This is a genomic window from Acetobacter fabarum (assembly GCF_011516925.1).
Taxonomy (GTDB): Bacteria; Pseudomonadota; Alphaproteobacteria; order Acetobacterales; family Acetobacteraceae; genus Acetobacter; species Acetobacter fabarum.
This window is the reverse complement of sequence record NZ_WOTG01000026.1, coordinates 1-12,660: the sequence shown is the minus strand read 5'-3', so window position 1 is coordinate 12,660 and position 12,660 is coordinate 1. Positions and strand designations below refer to the sequence as shown.

Genomic DNA, 12,660 nt, shown 5'->3' with positions numbered 1-12,660 from the left:
TCCAGCCGGTGAAACAAACAATAAACTTTGGAAATCGCACAGGGAGACTCGTGTGAAACATTGTGTTTGAACGGCCGTCCACATAAATCCACAGGAGGGACCCGAGGGCCGTGTGACACGACCGCCAAGAGTCTGGTGGCGCGCGGCCCTTGGGAGGTGCCTGTGGAGTTGTGGGCAGCACGCGGGGGGACACGGTGCTCCATACCCGGACAGAGCCCGCCCGACAGGCGTCACAACCGGTTGCGTCATACTGCAAAGAGCGAGCGGAACTGCCCTCGCCAAACAGAAAGCAGAGACCATGACGCCAACGCCAGAAACCATTTCCACACCTCAGGAAAACCCTCATCAGCCTCCCCAGCGGGTCTTTATCCGGGACATTCTCTCTTCACTGGTTCAGGAAGTCATTCCCAGACTGGCCCGGGGATTGGTCTATTTCTCGTTCGAACTGGTCGAAATATGTCTCAAGGCGTTTTTCATCTTCCTGTTCGTGAATTTCTGCGCCTTATCCATCCTGTTCATGGGCGACTACATTTTCTGCCATGGCACACACGCGGAGCGTTTCTACGACATCGCCAATATCATTGCGTCCCATATGACTGCGCAGAACGTTTTTTCCTTCATTGGTTTGTATTGGATATACAAAAGAGGGGGCACTGAGTCCGGGGTATGTGCCACAATAACCGCCAGAGAAATGCAGTCCCACACCCCGGACTAACACCCAGCTGCTGCCGGTGTCCTCTGGCCAACCGGCAACCCGCCCCCGACCGTTCCCAAACACAGGAGCCAGACATGGCACGACAGGGCGACCTGTTCGGATGGAAGCAGCCACGCAGTGCGCCGCGCATCCTCGCGCACCTGAGGGATTGCGGCGATCACGGCTGTGTTTACCAGCCGGGTATGCGCATGGTCGCACTTTTCACCTGCCCCCGCTGCCAGTGGGAAAGCCGCTGGATCGAAATGCCAAGCGTTACGGCCTGTCGCAAAGGCATCGCCTGTGAGCCGTGCAATGCTGAACGGGCCAAAGCCCGTAACAGCGTTGCACGGCCTCACACACCTCAGCGCGTGTCGTCCGGGCATGCAAAAAAGCATCAGAACAGAATTGCGTCCCAGTCCGGGCCATAAAGCACTTTCATGCGCCGCGCGTAGCGATCGTAATGCGCGGCCGCTTCACGCGCCTGGGCCTCAGCATCCGCCTCATAGGCCCGCCATTTCTCGCACCAACCAGCCAGTTCCGGAAAACGCCGAGACAGCTGATCCACATCGAGCCACTCCTTCGCTCCGATCCGGCCATACGCGGTAATGTCGCTCATAACCGTCACCAGCGTAGAGACGGTATGGAGCACGATATTGCGGGCAGGATCGTACAGAGTGTTTGGTGACTCCGGCACCCACGCCTCCAGAACGCGCCACGGGCCAATGTCGTGCGAACCGGGCAGGATGCCGCGAAATCCCGCACCTACCCTGGCAAAGGGCCGTATATTGGCGATGCTGGTATCCGATTCAAACATCATGACACGGGCTGTCCTGCGCCCCGGCCGGGGCCGTGTTACACCCAGCAGAGCAGCGAAATACCCGCTCCTGTGCACACGACCAGCCTGCCAGATCTCAAGGCCCGTTCTCGCATAGCGCGAGGTGTCATCAGGGTTGTCCCATGTCAGGGTATGCACCAGCCGGGGATACCGGCGCGTCAGGCGGGCCATCAGCGGTACATGGAAACTCTTGTGCATAGGCTCCAGTTCGAAGGACAGTAGCTTTCGGGAGGTGTGTATCCCAAAGACCGGGGGCGGGCAGACGCCCGTATCGCGACAGGCCGCACGTAACCAGTCCCGTAATGCCGCACGATCGCGCGCAGGCCCACGTACCTGCACACGCACATCAGGTAGCCCCATGTCGCTCATACGCTGCCCTCCCTGCGGGTAACGGCAAACCAGTGACGATACCATTCCCCATCACCCACCGGCGGGGGCGGGGCATTGCGCTGCACATGCTGGCTCGGTAGGCCGGGAACCGCCTGTTCAACCAAAGTACGCATCATACAAGCCAGTGCTGTGCGATTGCACTCGGGCATGTCGCTCCCATAGCAGACACGCACCAACTCGTCGGCCAGACGCTCACGCGCGCTCCAGACCCTGTCGCACGGAGCAATCGACACCGAGATCAGGGCAGCCTGTTGGCCCCTTGCCAGCACATCGGCGGGCATGTTTGAGGGAGTACCTCTCCACAGTGGCGTGACGGCGATCTGTTTGTGCATTGTTATCTTTCTCCTTCATCCCTCTGCCGCTGCATGGGATCGGGACGGGGGCAACGGACGCGCGAAGCGCGAGCCTGCGACCGTTGCGGCCGCCCCGATCCCATGCGAGGCGTCACAATGCTTTGTGCCAGCCTGTTCACCTGTTCTTTTCTGCTATGGTTTTTACTGATGCTTTTCCTGCGCACCTTTGTTGCCCGTGCCCGCTCTGCCGTTTCACTCTGCTGGTATGGGGTATGCGTTTTCGGGCTGAGCCTGCTCGTGCTTTACGGCATCCTCGGCATCGGCCTTCAGGCCAGTCTGATGGTTGTCGCCAACACGCCGCGCCTGAGCCTGCCTGCCCTCTATTGGCTTGCTCATCAGAGCAGCGGGCAGCTACTCGATGGCATTGCCCGCAAGAGCCAGATCATCAACCAGCTCTTTCACGGAGTTATACCAATTTGTTTTTGCTATGACCCATGAGCCCAGTCGCGCAATCCGAGGGACATAATGCGCCATGGCTGCTCGGTGAGCTGGTTCCACGCATGGCAGGCGATATCGACGATATCGTCATAGGTTCTGAAGATTCTGTTTGAGAGCCATGTATTGCGCATAAACTGCCAGACGTTTTCCACAGGATTGAGTTCGGGAGAGCGTGGCGGGAGCGGCATGATGGTGATGTTGGGGGGAACCGTCAGTTTCAGACTAGTATGCCATGCTGCCTGATCCAGGATGAGGACGGCGTGACTTTGCGGTGCAACGACCTGGGCGATTTCCTTGAGATAGAAATTCATCGCATGAATGTTGCACACGGGGAGAACAAGAGCAGCCCCTTTTCCCTGAGCGGGGCAGATTGCCCCGAAAATCCAGGCGGATCGGGTCCTTAGGTCGGCTGTCGCCCGGGGGCGGGTTCCCCGCTTCGCCCAGCGCCGTGTCAGCTTCGTTTTCTGGCCGATCCTTGCTTCATCCGCCCACCACAGTTCGATATTTTCTCCGGGGTGACAGGCGCTGATTGCGGCAAGGGCATCAGGAAAATCTTTTTAAAAATGTCCTGGGCATCCGGGTTCTGGGCATAATGCCGGGGGCGTGGCGTCAGCAGACGAAAATTCTCACTGCGGACAATCCTGCTCAACCAGGAAACAGACAGGCTGACCCCGTGCTCTTCATGAAGCCAGGCGCACAGATCACGCAATCGCCAGCGCACCACGCCATGAGCCGAAGGAATGGGACCGTCTTCAATCCGCTGCGCCAGAGCCTCCATGACGGAAGGTGTGATGCGGCGGGCAGCACCCCCACCATGACGATCAATCAGCCCCGCAGGCCCTTGCGCGTTAAAGCGCAAAACCCAGTCCCGAACGATCTGTCGATCCGTTCCCGCAAGACGGGCCGCCTCGCCACGCGTTGCCCCGTCATAAATCGCGGCAAGCGCCAGAAGGCGCCGCGACTGGGCCGCATGTCTGCTTCGTCGCGCCAGACCTCGCATGCTCGCTGCATCATAATCTTCTCGGAGTGCGACCGCCTTGCTCATCAGGGATACCTTCCTTCAATGACGGTATCCTGTGAATCACAATTCAACGCCTATGTGTACCCCCCCCTGAGTCACAGCCAAAACAAATTGGTATAAACACCTAGGCGGCCTTGCCCATTTTACTGGTCTGCCGCTTATCGATCTGCGGGGTGACGTCGCGATTGTCACATCCTACCTCATGATTATTCATCTTGACCATGAAGGTCATCGACGCGAACTGCCAAATCATGGGGCCTCGACGGGATACCGCATTCACCGCGTGGTCGTGAACCGTTGGGAGCTTGAACGGCACAAAGGTCGCTGGATGATTGCCAGGCGCACCCTTCTGCCCGTCGACGGGTCGGCTGAGCAGCAGGAGCTGCTGCGCAGGGGTTTGAATGGGGTGTATCGCAGATCATTGGGATCTGAAGAGAACGAAGACCCGATCGACGGATAGTTGATGGTGTCGCAAAACGCCGCAGGTTGGTCAGTTTCTTACAACGATGGCCGACCAGAGACAGCAACGCCGCCCAAAGCCAGAATAATGGCGGCTATGAAGGCAGAACTTATATTGCCAGGGAGATATTCCAAAAACGATGACAGGAATTGCCCCATAAAAATGGCAACAGACAGGTAGGCAAGTGCTGAGCCGCGTTCGACAGAGTGGGTGCGTTCGATCGTCAGGTGATTGACGAGGGGAACTGTCAGTCCGAAACCGGTCCCGAGCATGATTGCAGCGCCAATCATCGGGACTGCCGTCATCATGGAAGCAAAAAGTGCATGGGCGGCTGCATAGGCCAGAAAGCCCGCCCGCAAAGTGTTTTGCTCCCCGATACGCCGACAGATTTTTGGGAGAAACCACGCTGCTCCTACAGCGACAAGAGAGACGAATGACAGAAAATACCCTGTTTGCGCCTCGGAGAAGTGCATGCCTTCCAGCCGTCTGGGCAAGGAGATGATCGCTGTGAAGAACACGGTCATGGAGAGGAGAGCGGCTATATATATTCGCGCCAGTTTTCCCAGAACAGAACCTCGATCTGCTTCTGTTTGGGGTGACGCAACGGGTTTGACTGGCGGATACGGTACGAACAGTTCGACGAGGACGAGAAAGACCCAACTCATCAGATAGAGCGAAAACGGCCATTGCCATCCCATACTGGCGAGGAGTCCTCCCAGAGACAGGAAGATGACGCCTCCCAGTTCAATGGCCATGCCCTGGAGTGCGATCATCTTGAGCCGCGCGTGTCCCTCAAAAAAATCGGATAAAAGCCCTGTGCCCGAAGCCATCACGATCGCTGTTGCTCCCCCGAGCAAAAGCCGGTCAGAAAAGATCAATACTGCGTTGCTCAGCCATATACATGCCAGCCCGAGCGCTCCGTACAGAGCGAGGCCAATACGCAAGGCCTGGCGAGAGCCAAGGCGTGTAATCAGGTGGCCGGCAAAGGGGCCAAAGATCACTACGCCGAGTGAGGGCAAGGTGACCAGCCAGCTTGCTTCCTGGGAGAGACCGAGAGCCGTCGCGATGCCGGGCAGGCCAGGTACGATAACGCAGCCGACCATGATCGTCAGACATGCGACACAGAGCAGAGCAAAGACGCCCCTTCGCTTTAACATGGACATTTCCTGTTTGGGCAATCTAAATACGAGACTAAGGTATCATAATATATACGAGACCGGCGTACCGCAATGACGAAAATGACAACCTCTACTCGCTCTCCGGGGCGCCCGCGCGATAATAAAGTTGGGCCAAGCCTGTTGGCGGCAGCCCGGCAGCTCGTCCTGCAACACGGATATTGCGGTGTCAGCATCCAGATGATTGCGACAGAGGCTGGTGTTGGCAGGCAGACGCTCTATCGCCGATGGCCGAGTAAGGCTGAACTCGTTCTGGCCGCGTTCCTGGAAAGCGCTGGTGATGCGGACGTTCTATCGGACGGCCGCGCCGAGAAGCGGTTGCTGCATTTTCTGGTCAACGTGTTCAGGAACTTGCAGCAGGATGGACCTGCGATCAGGAACCTGATTGCGTCCGCGCAGGACGATCCCGAATTTCTAAAGAGTTTCCGGGCCGGTTTTGTTGAGCCAAGAGCGGAAATCGTCGCCACCATTTTTCGTGACGGCATTGCAAACGGAGAAATCCTGGAAGATGCCGATGTGGAAATGGCGGTCGCCGCGTTTCATGGTGCATTTTGGTATCACCTTCTTCTGGGAGGCAAACTTGATGCTGAATTCGCGCAGCGCCTTACGAGGCTCATTATGAAAAGTATTTCAAAAGAGCCTCGTGAAGAGGAACTATTGAAATAGTTCATTCACCATGTGGACAGCGTCCAGATAAAATTATTTGAATTTATTCATCTATGTTTGACCGTATCGCCTGAATGGGAGCCATCGTGCCGAAGACTCTATCCCGGCGGATGAGCGCGTGGAACAAAGCGGCTGCAATATGAGCGAGGATATCTGCTGAAGTTCTGCGGAAGTCGATCAGACCGTTTGCTGATTCAGTCTCTAGGTGTTTAGTCCCGGGATTTAATGGGTTGGATTGATGATGAATCTTTCTGGCTCTGAAGTCCATATTTTGCAGACGTATTCGTAAGGTGTGAGGCCGTTCAGGGTCTTGAGCCTTCGCCCGAAATTATAGGCTGCCATGAAATCGTTGAGGTGTGTCCTTAACTGCTCGTGGCTGTCGTAATGGAAGCGCTTGACGGTTGCTTCCTTGATCGTCCGGTTCATCCGTTCAACCTGACCGTTCGTCCAGGGATGGTTGGGTTTTGTCAGACGGTGTTCAATCCCGTGGGCTTCGCAGATCATGTCAAAGCGCATGGGACACGACCAGGCCGTATTGCGGTTACGGGGCTGATCAGCGAACTGGATGCCGTTATCGGTCAGAATGGTATGGATCCGATAAGGAATGATGCTCAGGAGATATTCGAGGAATTCCCAGGCTGTCTTCCGATCGGCTTTCCCGACGAGTTGTGTGACAGCGAATTTGCTTGTCAGGTCGATAGCAACGAAGAGGTGCAGCTTGCCCTCAGCAGTCTGGACTTCGGCAATATCGATGTGAAAAAAGCCGATGGGAGTGCGTTTGAAACGCTGTCGTTTGGGCTTGTCTCCCTCGATATCCGGAAGCCGGGAGATCCCGTGACGCTGAAAGCAGCGATGCAGGGCCGAACGTGTCAGATGAGGAATGCTGGCCTGCAGGGCATAAAGGCAATCATCCAGCGGCAGCAACGTATCCGGCGAAAAGCGACTGCCATGGCTTCTTCGGTTTCTGTCAGGCTCGTTGAGCGAGGCTCTTTAGGGCCAGTTTTCTGATCTTCGACAGTCTCACGCTTCCGCCATTTTGCAACTGTTTTCGGGTTGATCCCGAACTCCTTGCTCAACGCCGCGAGCGAAGCCTGCGATCGCTGTATTGCTGCTCATACGGCGTGCGTGGTCGTGGCGCTGCCATGACGTATCTGTCCCATAAGGCTTCCTTCCACTCTCGTGAAAATAATACCCCATCAAAACACGGGACTAAATACCTAGTTGAGCGGGCTTTGGTTCGCCAAGGGAAAGATCGCGCTGTTCTTGACGGTCGGATTGCTAAATAATCATCCAGAACAGGATGGATGCGAGCGGAAGCTGCAGAAGATTCCGCTCGATGACGGCAACAGATACTTTAACCGCTTATCCCAATTAGACTATAGTCATATTGGGACAAACCGGAGCCACGGTGTATCAAGGGCTGCATGGTGGTTTTTCCGGGAGGGTTCAAATGGGACAGCGCGCGGTCATCTATTGCCGGGTTTCCACGGCTGATCAGTCATGCGTGCGCCAGAAAGACGAGTTGAAGCGGTTTGCCGAACGCGCGGGCTATGAAGTGCTGGGTGTTTTCATGGAGACAGGATCTGGCGTCCGGGTGGATCGGGCCGAGCGTCGAAAGGTCATGGCACTGGCCCAGGCCCGTGAAATTGACGCTGTTCTGGTGACGGAGCTGTCCCGTTGGGGGCGCTCAACCATTGATCTCATCTCCACGCTTCAGGAGTTGGAGAGCTATCGTGTTTCCCTGATCGCCATGACGGGGATGATGTTTGATTTGGCGACGCCACATGGGCGGATGCTGGCGACGGTTCTGGCCGGGATTGCGGAGTTTGAACGGGATCTAATCAGCGAGCGGGTGAAGTCCGGTCTGGCCGCTGCCAGGGCGCGTGGGAAGGTTCTCGGCCGACAGAAAGGAGAGCGGCCGAAGTCTGACCGCTTGGCTCCGAAGGTTCTGGCGCTGGTAGCAGAAAAGCGGAGTTATCGGTGGATCGCCCGTGATCTGGGGATCAGCAAGAACACAGTTGCTGCCATTGTACAGAGAGATCAGGTGAGGCCTTCTCTTCCCTCGTAGAAAGTGTATACAGGTATAAGATTATACGTGTAGAGGTGTGGCATGAAGGTTCTCGCTGTTCTTTCGCAGAAAGGCGGTGTCGGAAAAACGACGCTTGCAACCTGTCTCGCTGTCGCGGCTGAGCAAGCGGGTAAGGTTGCTGCTATTATTGATTTGGACCCACAGGCGACAGCCTCTTTCTGGAAAGACGTACGCCAGCTCGATACACCGGCTGTGGCTTCAATTCAGCCGATACGTTTGCCTGCCATGCTCAAAGCCTGCGCGGATGCGGGTACTGATCTTGTGATTATCGACGGAGCTGCTGTTGCGCGTGATGTAGCTTATGAAGCGGCGCGGCATGCTGACTTCGTTCTTATTCCGACGAAGACTGCCGTGTTCGATACAATGAGTATGACACACACATTAGATGTGGTTCGTCAGCTCGATAAAGCGTTCGCTGTCGTTTTAACTTTTGTGCCCCCTCAGGGGCAGGAGACAGGGGATGCCATTAAGGCCGTGACCGAATTGGGGGCAACGGTCTGTCCGGTGACAGTAGGAAACCGCAAGGCATTTTTCCGTGCACAAGCGGCGGGACAGGCTGTGCAGGAATTCGAAGCACATGGGCCAGCAGCAAACGAAATCAAGCGTTTATACGAGTATACAGATATACAATTATACAAAAATCGGGAGGTAGTGTGATGGCGAAAAGCAATACGCTACAAGCGATGCTTGATCGCGCCAAAGGTAGTGGTGAGGCAATGCCAACCCCTTCCCCGAAGCCAGATATATCATCCCGTAAACCTACGCTGAATGGTCGTAAGGGGACCAAGTTGATCGGTGGGCATTTTTCTCCGGAAGTCAGCATCCAGCTTCGTATTATCGCGGCCGAAGAGGGAACGACGGTTCAGAGTTTGCTTGGAGAAGCACTGGACGATCTGTTTGTGAAGAAAGGACGAAGCAGGATCGTTAGCGATTAAGTATACATTTATACACGTATACAACTATACGCGTAGGCTGTATCTAGGTGTTTAGTCCCGTTGTTTGATGGGGTATTATTTTCACGCGAGTGGAAGGAAGCCTTATGGGACAGATACGTCATGGCAGCGCCACGACCACGCACGCCGTGCGAGCAGCAATACAGCGATCGCAGGCTGCGCTCGCGACGCTGAGCAAGGAGTTCGGGGTTAACCCGAAAACAGTTGCAAAGTGGCGGAAGCGTCAAACGGTTGAGGATCAGAAGACAGGTCCCAAAGAGCCGCGATCCACGGTTCTGTCCGAGACGGACGAAGCGATGATCGTGGCGTTTCGCCGGCATACGTTGCTGCCGCTGGATGACTGCCTTTATGCCCTGCAGGCCAGCATTCCCCATCTGACACGCTCGGCCCTGCATCGTTGCCTGCAGCGCCACGGGATATCCCGGCTTCCGGATATCGAGGGAGACAAGCCCAGACGACAACGTTTCAAACGCACTCCCATCGGCTTTTTTCACATCGATATTGCCGAGGTCCAAACTGCTGAAGGCAAGCTGTATCTCTTCGTCGCCATCGATCGGACCAGCAAGTTCGCTGTCACACAACTGGTTGAGAAAGCCGATCGGAAGACCGCCTGGGAATTCCTCGAATATCTCCTGAGCATCATTCCTTACCGGATCCATACCATTCTGACCGATAACGGCATCCAGTTCGCTGACCAGCCCCGCAATCGCAATACGGCGTGGTCGCGTCCAATGCGCTTCGACATGATCTGCGAAGCCCACGGGATCGAACACCGTCTGACAAAACCCAACCATCCCTGGACGAACGGTCAGGTTGAACGGATGAACCGGACAATCAAGGAAGCAACTGTCAAACGCTTCCATTACGACAGTCATGAGCAGTTGAGGACACACCTCAGCGACTTCATGGCAGCCTATAATTTCGGGCGAAGACTCAAGACCCTGAACGGCCTTACCCCTTACGAATACGTCTGCAAAATCTGGACTTCAGAGCCAGAAAGATTCATCATTAATCCAACCCATCAAAACACGGGACTAAACACCTAAGCAGACTTACCGGTTTCGCCCTCATATTTGACATACACACCGACGAACAGCTTTCCGCATAACGGACATGAGCCGCACGATCTCTTGCAGGCGGGTTGGGCCGATAGTGAGATTTATAATTTTAAGGTAAAATCGGGGAGATAAGCATGCGTTTCCTTAAGGCGATGCTGTTTGCCGAATCCCCAAGCCTCACAGGCATGTCTCATTATTGCTTATATACGCAGAATGATGCGAAAAATCAATCAGACCGCTTTTTGAGTCAGGCTCTCGGGTAAACATGGTGTTTGCCGTTCCGCCGCAGAAAAATAGTGAAAGTCGTCGCATTTATGAACGCTGACAATCTGACAGGGCTTATCGGATATCTGAAGCAGGATCAGTGGCAATCCTGCTTTGAAGAGGTGTTGGGTGGAGAATGCGCTTTTAGAGGCTCGTGAAGTCAACCGACTGTTGACGACACCAGAGGGAAGAAAAGAGCTTCTGGCAAAAACGCCAACGGGCACAGAAAACCTGACCGAAGCGGCAAAAAAAGTCGCCGAACAAGAACAACTTAAAGGAATTGATAATTCATCAAGACTTCTACCTGAGGAGAATAAAAATGCACCTAAAATACAAAAACCTAATGGCATTCCGAATAATTGGATAGAAAAGCCCACAAGAAAAGGAGGGGGGGTCGTTACACGAACCCAGAGAACCCCAATGATTTCGTAAGAGTGATGCCAGGGAATTCGGAAAGTCCTTTCCCTGCACAAAGAGGGCCATATGTTATACGATCAAGCAACGGACAGATTGTTAACGCGAATGGAGATGCTGTCTTAGGCAGTGACCCAGATGCTCACATTCCACTTTCACAGTTTGGATTTAAATGATGGACCATGAAGAACACAAAGTATTGAAGTTGTTTGAATTATTTTCTGATATTGAATTTCAGAAAAATAGCTGGTTTGGTTTTAATCATTCAGCGTCTTCTCCAGACGAGCTATGTAATAATATTGATGACATAAATTTGATAACATGGGTAAATAAAAACGAATCAATTCATCCATTATTATGTGAGTATATAAAAATATTTATTAAAAACGTAGAAGAACTTCCTGATACCCAGGAACCATTTTCAGCATTTTCTTCCAAAGAATGGATATCTTTGCGACTAAAGGCGTCAATTATTTTGGCGTTTATGAGACGCATTTTTAAATAGATAAGAATCCGTGTTGATTTTCACCGAGAACTGACCCGGGAAGGGTATAAATTTCCACTGAAAATTGACTCATGCCTGACACTGCTCCGATTTCAATTGACTGAATTGCCCCGGGTTTTGTGGAGACGTTTTTTATCTGAACTAAGCGGCTAATGCATGTGATTTCTGTTGTGCATAAAAGCGAGCTTCAGCTTCTGCTGGGGGGATGTTTCCAATGGAGGACAGGATCCGTCGATTGTTGAACCAGTCGACCCATTTAAGTGTTGCCAGTTCAACCGCTTCCCTGTTTGGCGGATTCAACCGGTCGTCGCAACTCCGAACTATCATGATCGTCACGCAGGGACAGAGGGCTGACCATCCAGAAGGCCTCCTTCTGAGAATACTCAGCATCCTGTGAATCACATTTTTAACCCAATGGGTACCCCATGAGGCACTTCAAGCAACGGTTGGTATAAGATTAAAACTTGCACAAATGATATCAATTATATCACCACTTTGCATCTCCATTGTTATCCGTATACCCGAATCAATATCATAGGTTTTAACTTCGTTTATAGATACGCTCGGACCCCATGGGTTGAATCTGGGGCATTCCAGTTTTTGCATACTATGTGCTTCCAAAATCACATGTCCTTCTTTGGCATTGAGACGGCAAGATAAAAGACCTCCCTGCCAATCTACTATTACTTGGATTAAGCTCGCATCATGCAAGTCACTCAGCTTCATATTAATTCCCAATAGGTAAATGTGCTTCAGGAGATTCCGGCTCAACCGGATTACCATTGATGTCAAGTCTTGTCCCAAAAGGATCATTTACGTGCGCGTGAGGAGGATCCGCATTCGGATGAGATAAAATGCGCTGCTCACCCGTTACCGGATCAATATAGGCACCTCTTCCATTCATGGGATCCGGTCCTCTTGGCACCAAACCAGAATTCTGCGCTAAAGAATCAATTTCTGCTGGTGTTTTACCCGCCACGTCACCCGGATTAATGGAAGGTGAACCTGGAGGGTTCGAAAAACCCTCTGGTATTGAGGTCTGCTCTGTGATTCCATTTTCCTTGCGTTGATTGGAGTATGGATCATGAAGCAGGCGGGATTTTTTGACGTTGAAGAGCGGCTTGCCCGGTTGAGCGGGCTTGGTGATCAGCTCGAAGCATTTTCCCGGACTGTGGATTTTGAAGTCTTCCGCCCTGACCTGGAGAAGGCACTGGCGTATTCTGACGGAAGCAAAGGCGGACGACCGCCATTTGATCCTGTGCTGATGTTCAAGATCCTGGTGATCCAGACGCTCAACAATTTGTCTGATGAGCGGACGGAATATCTGATCAACGATCGCCTCTCC

The 12,660-nt window shown here is 53.6% G+C and carries 16 protein-coding genes and 3 pseudogenes; 11 read left to right on the top strand and 8 right to left on the bottom strand.

The genetic code is table 11. From position 1 onward, the window contains the following. Positions 1 to 298: 298 nt before the first annotated feature. Positions 299 to 715 carry a hypothetical protein gene (locus GOB83_RS14030; protein WP_165926539.1) on the top strand — a complete coding sequence of 139 codons (417 nt, stop codon included), beginning with the start codon at positions 299 to 301 and terminating at the stop codon, positions 713 to 715. Positions 716 to 1,088: 373 nt separating this feature from the next. Here the strand turns inward: GOB83_RS14030 and GOB83_RS14025 are convergent, their stop codons facing one another. Beyond that, a complete protein-coding gene (locus GOB83_RS14025; protein ID WP_165926538.1) occupies positions 1,089 to 1,898 on the bottom strand; it encodes a hypothetical protein in 810 nt (269 codons plus the stop codon). Beyond that, on the bottom strand, positions 1,895 to 2,251 hold the full coding sequence (locus GOB83_RS14020) for a hypothetical protein (RefSeq protein ID WP_165926537.1): 357 nt from the start codon (positions 2,249 to 2,251) through the stop codon (positions 1,895 to 1,897). The genes GOB83_RS14025 and GOB83_RS14020 overlap by 4 nt, the downstream gene beginning before the upstream one ends. A gap of 168 nt (positions 2,252 to 2,419) precedes the next feature. Here GOB83_RS14020 and GOB83_RS14015 point away from each other — a divergent pair, with 168 nt between their 5' ends. Beyond that, positions 2,420 to 2,710, top strand: a complete 291-nt coding sequence (locus GOB83_RS14015) for a hypothetical protein (protein ID WP_165926536.1) — start codon at positions 2,420 to 2,422, stop codon at positions 2,708 to 2,710. Here GOB83_RS14015 and GOB83_RS14010 read toward each other — a convergent pair. Continuing rightward, positions 2,698 to 3,755, bottom strand: a protein-coding gene (locus tag GOB83_RS14010) for an IS630 family transposase (RefSeq protein ID WP_165926535.1) whose coding sequence is annotated in 2 segments (ribosomal slippage) — positions 2,698 to 3,263 and positions 3,263 to 3,755 — 1,059 coding nt in all. Because the reading frame shifts where the segments join, the coding sequence is not laid out codon by codon here. The two genes, GOB83_RS14015 and GOB83_RS14010, sit on opposite strands and share 13 nt — an antisense overlap. Before the next feature lie 112 nt (positions 3,756 to 3,867). Here GOB83_RS14010 and GOB83_RS15320 point away from each other — a divergent pair. Next, a pseudogene (locus GOB83_RS15320) lies at positions 3,868 to 4,191 on the top strand (nuclear transport factor 2 family protein); the annotation flags it as partial. Between the two features lie 38 nt (positions 4,192 to 4,229). On the opposite strand, the gene GOB83_RS14000 reads toward GOB83_RS15320, so the two are convergent. Further along, entirely contained in the window at positions 4,230 to 5,348 is a 1,119-nt protein-coding gene (locus GOB83_RS14000) for an MFS transporter (RefSeq protein ID WP_198912021.1), read from the bottom strand. 72 nt (positions 5,349 to 5,420) lie between these two features. Here GOB83_RS14000 and GOB83_RS13995 point away from each other — a divergent pair, with 72 nt between their 5' ends. Continuing rightward, on the top strand, positions 5,421 to 6,032 hold the full coding sequence (locus GOB83_RS13995) for a TetR/AcrR family transcriptional regulator (RefSeq protein WP_077804094.1): 612 nt from the start codon (positions 5,421 to 5,423) through the stop codon (positions 6,030 to 6,032). Positions 6,033 to 6,254: 222 nt separating this feature from the next. Here GOB83_RS13995 and GOB83_RS13990 read toward each other — a convergent pair. After that, positions 6,255 to 7,138: pseudogene (locus GOB83_RS13990) on the bottom strand (IS481 family transposase). Positions 7,139 to 7,482: 344 nt separating this feature from the next. Here GOB83_RS13990 and GOB83_RS13985 point away from each other — a divergent pair. From GOB83_RS13985 to GOB83_RS13960, 6 genes are all read left to right on the top strand, one after another. Further along, positions 7,483 to 8,100: a recombinase family protein gene (locus GOB83_RS13985; RefSeq protein WP_165926534.1), complete on the top strand. Its 618-nt coding sequence runs from the start codon at positions 7,483 to 7,485 to the stop codon at positions 8,098 to 8,100. Between the two features lie 42 nt (positions 8,101 to 8,142). Beyond that, positions 8,143 to 8,778 (top strand): nucleotide-binding protein, encoded by a 636-nt coding sequence (locus tag GOB83_RS13980; protein WP_086442358.1) that lies wholly within the window; start codon positions 8,143 to 8,145, stop codon positions 8,776 to 8,778. After that, positions 8,778 to 9,056 (top strand): ribbon-helix-helix domain-containing protein, encoded by a 279-nt coding sequence (locus tag GOB83_RS13975; RefSeq protein ID WP_242005883.1) that lies wholly within the window; start codon positions 8,778 to 8,780, stop codon positions 9,054 to 9,056. The genes GOB83_RS13980 and GOB83_RS13975 overlap by 1 nt, the downstream gene beginning before the upstream one ends. A gap of 104 nt (positions 9,057 to 9,160) precedes the next feature. Further along, positions 9,161 to 10,120 carry an IS481 family transposase gene (locus GOB83_RS13970; protein WP_165926533.1) on the top strand — a complete coding sequence of 320 codons (960 nt, stop codon included), beginning with the start codon at positions 9,161 to 9,163 and terminating at the stop codon, positions 10,118 to 10,120. Positions 10,121 to 10,525: 405 nt separating this feature from the next. Then, positions 10,526 to 10,828, top strand: a complete 303-nt coding sequence (locus GOB83_RS13965) for a hypothetical protein (protein WP_165926532.1) — start codon at positions 10,526 to 10,528, stop codon at positions 10,826 to 10,828. A gap of 154 nt (positions 10,829 to 10,982) precedes the next feature. Then, positions 10,983 to 11,315, top strand: coding sequence for a hypothetical protein (locus tag GOB83_RS13960; RefSeq protein WP_165926531.1), 333 nt, complete (start codon positions 10,983 to 10,985; stop codon positions 11,313 to 11,315). 141 nt (positions 11,316 to 11,456) lie between these two features. Here GOB83_RS13960 and GOB83_RS13955 read toward each other — a convergent pair. The 3 genes and pseudogenes from GOB83_RS13955 to GOB83_RS13945 all read right to left on the bottom strand — a co-directional run. Further along, positions 11,457 to 11,603, bottom strand: a pseudogene (locus GOB83_RS13955) (IS3 family transposase); the annotation flags it as partial. 147 nt (positions 11,604 to 11,750) lie between these two features. Further along, positions 11,751 to 12,041 (bottom strand): hypothetical protein, encoded by a 291-nt coding sequence (locus GOB83_RS13950; protein ID WP_165926530.1) that lies wholly within the window; start codon positions 12,039 to 12,041, stop codon positions 11,751 to 11,753. Between the two features lies 1 nt (position 12,042). After that, positions 12,043 to 12,294, bottom strand: coding sequence for a hypothetical protein (locus GOB83_RS13945; protein ID WP_165926529.1), 252 nt, complete (start codon positions 12,292 to 12,294; stop codon positions 12,043 to 12,045). 102 nt (positions 12,295 to 12,396) lie between these two features. On the opposite strand from GOB83_RS13945, the gene GOB83_RS13940 reads away from it, so the two are divergent. Further along, positions 12,397 to 12,660, top strand: a 264-nt coding sequence (locus tag GOB83_RS13940; protein WP_338420641.1) for a transposase, incomplete at its 3' end; no start/stop codon positions are given.

Excerpts from the sequence above, each read along its gene's own strand:
- GOB83_RS13995 (WP_077804094.1), top strand. The coding sequence starts at position 5,421 with ATGACGAAAATGACAACCTCTACTCGCTCTCCGGGGCGCCCGCGCGAT.
- GOB83_RS14030 (WP_165926539.1), top strand. The coding sequence starts at position 299 with ATGACGCCAACGCCAGAAACCATTTCCACACCTCAGGAAAACCCTCAT.
- GOB83_RS13975 (WP_242005883.1), top strand. The coding sequence starts at position 8,778 with ATGGCGAAAAGCAATACGCTACAAGCGATGCTTGATCGCGCCAAAGGT.
- GOB83_RS14020 (WP_165926537.1), bottom strand. The coding sequence starts at position 2,251 with ATGCACAAACAGATCGCCGTCACGCCACTGTGGAGAGGTACTCCCTCA.
- GOB83_RS13985 (WP_165926534.1), top strand. The coding sequence starts at position 7,483 with ATGGGACAGCGCGCGGTCATCTATTGCCGGGTTTCCACGGCTGATCAG.
- GOB83_RS13980 (WP_086442358.1), top strand. The coding sequence starts at position 8,143 with ATGAAGGTTCTCGCTGTTCTTTCGCAGAAAGGCGGTGTCGGAAAAACG.
- GOB83_RS14015 (WP_165926536.1), top strand. The coding sequence starts at position 2,420 with ATGCTTTTCCTGCGCACCTTTGTTGCCCGTGCCCGCTCTGCCGTTTCA.
- GOB83_RS13950 (WP_165926530.1), bottom strand. The coding sequence starts at position 12,041 with ATGAAGCTGAGTGACTTGCATGATGCGAGCTTAATCCAAGTAATAGTA.
- GOB83_RS14000 (WP_198912021.1), bottom strand. The coding sequence starts at position 5,348 with ATGTTAAAGCGAAGGGGCGTCTTTGCTCTGCTCTGTGTCGCATGTCTG.
- GOB83_RS13960 (WP_165926531.1), top strand. The coding sequence starts at position 10,983 with ATGATGGACCATGAAGAACACAAAGTATTGAAGTTGTTTGAATTATTT.
- GOB83_RS14025 (WP_165926538.1), bottom strand. The coding sequence starts at position 1,898 with ATGAGCGACATGGGGCTACCTGATGTGCGTGTGCAGGTACGTGGGCCT.
- GOB83_RS13970 (WP_165926533.1), top strand. The coding sequence starts at position 9,161 with ATGGGACAGATACGTCATGGCAGCGCCACGACCACGCACGCCGTGCGA.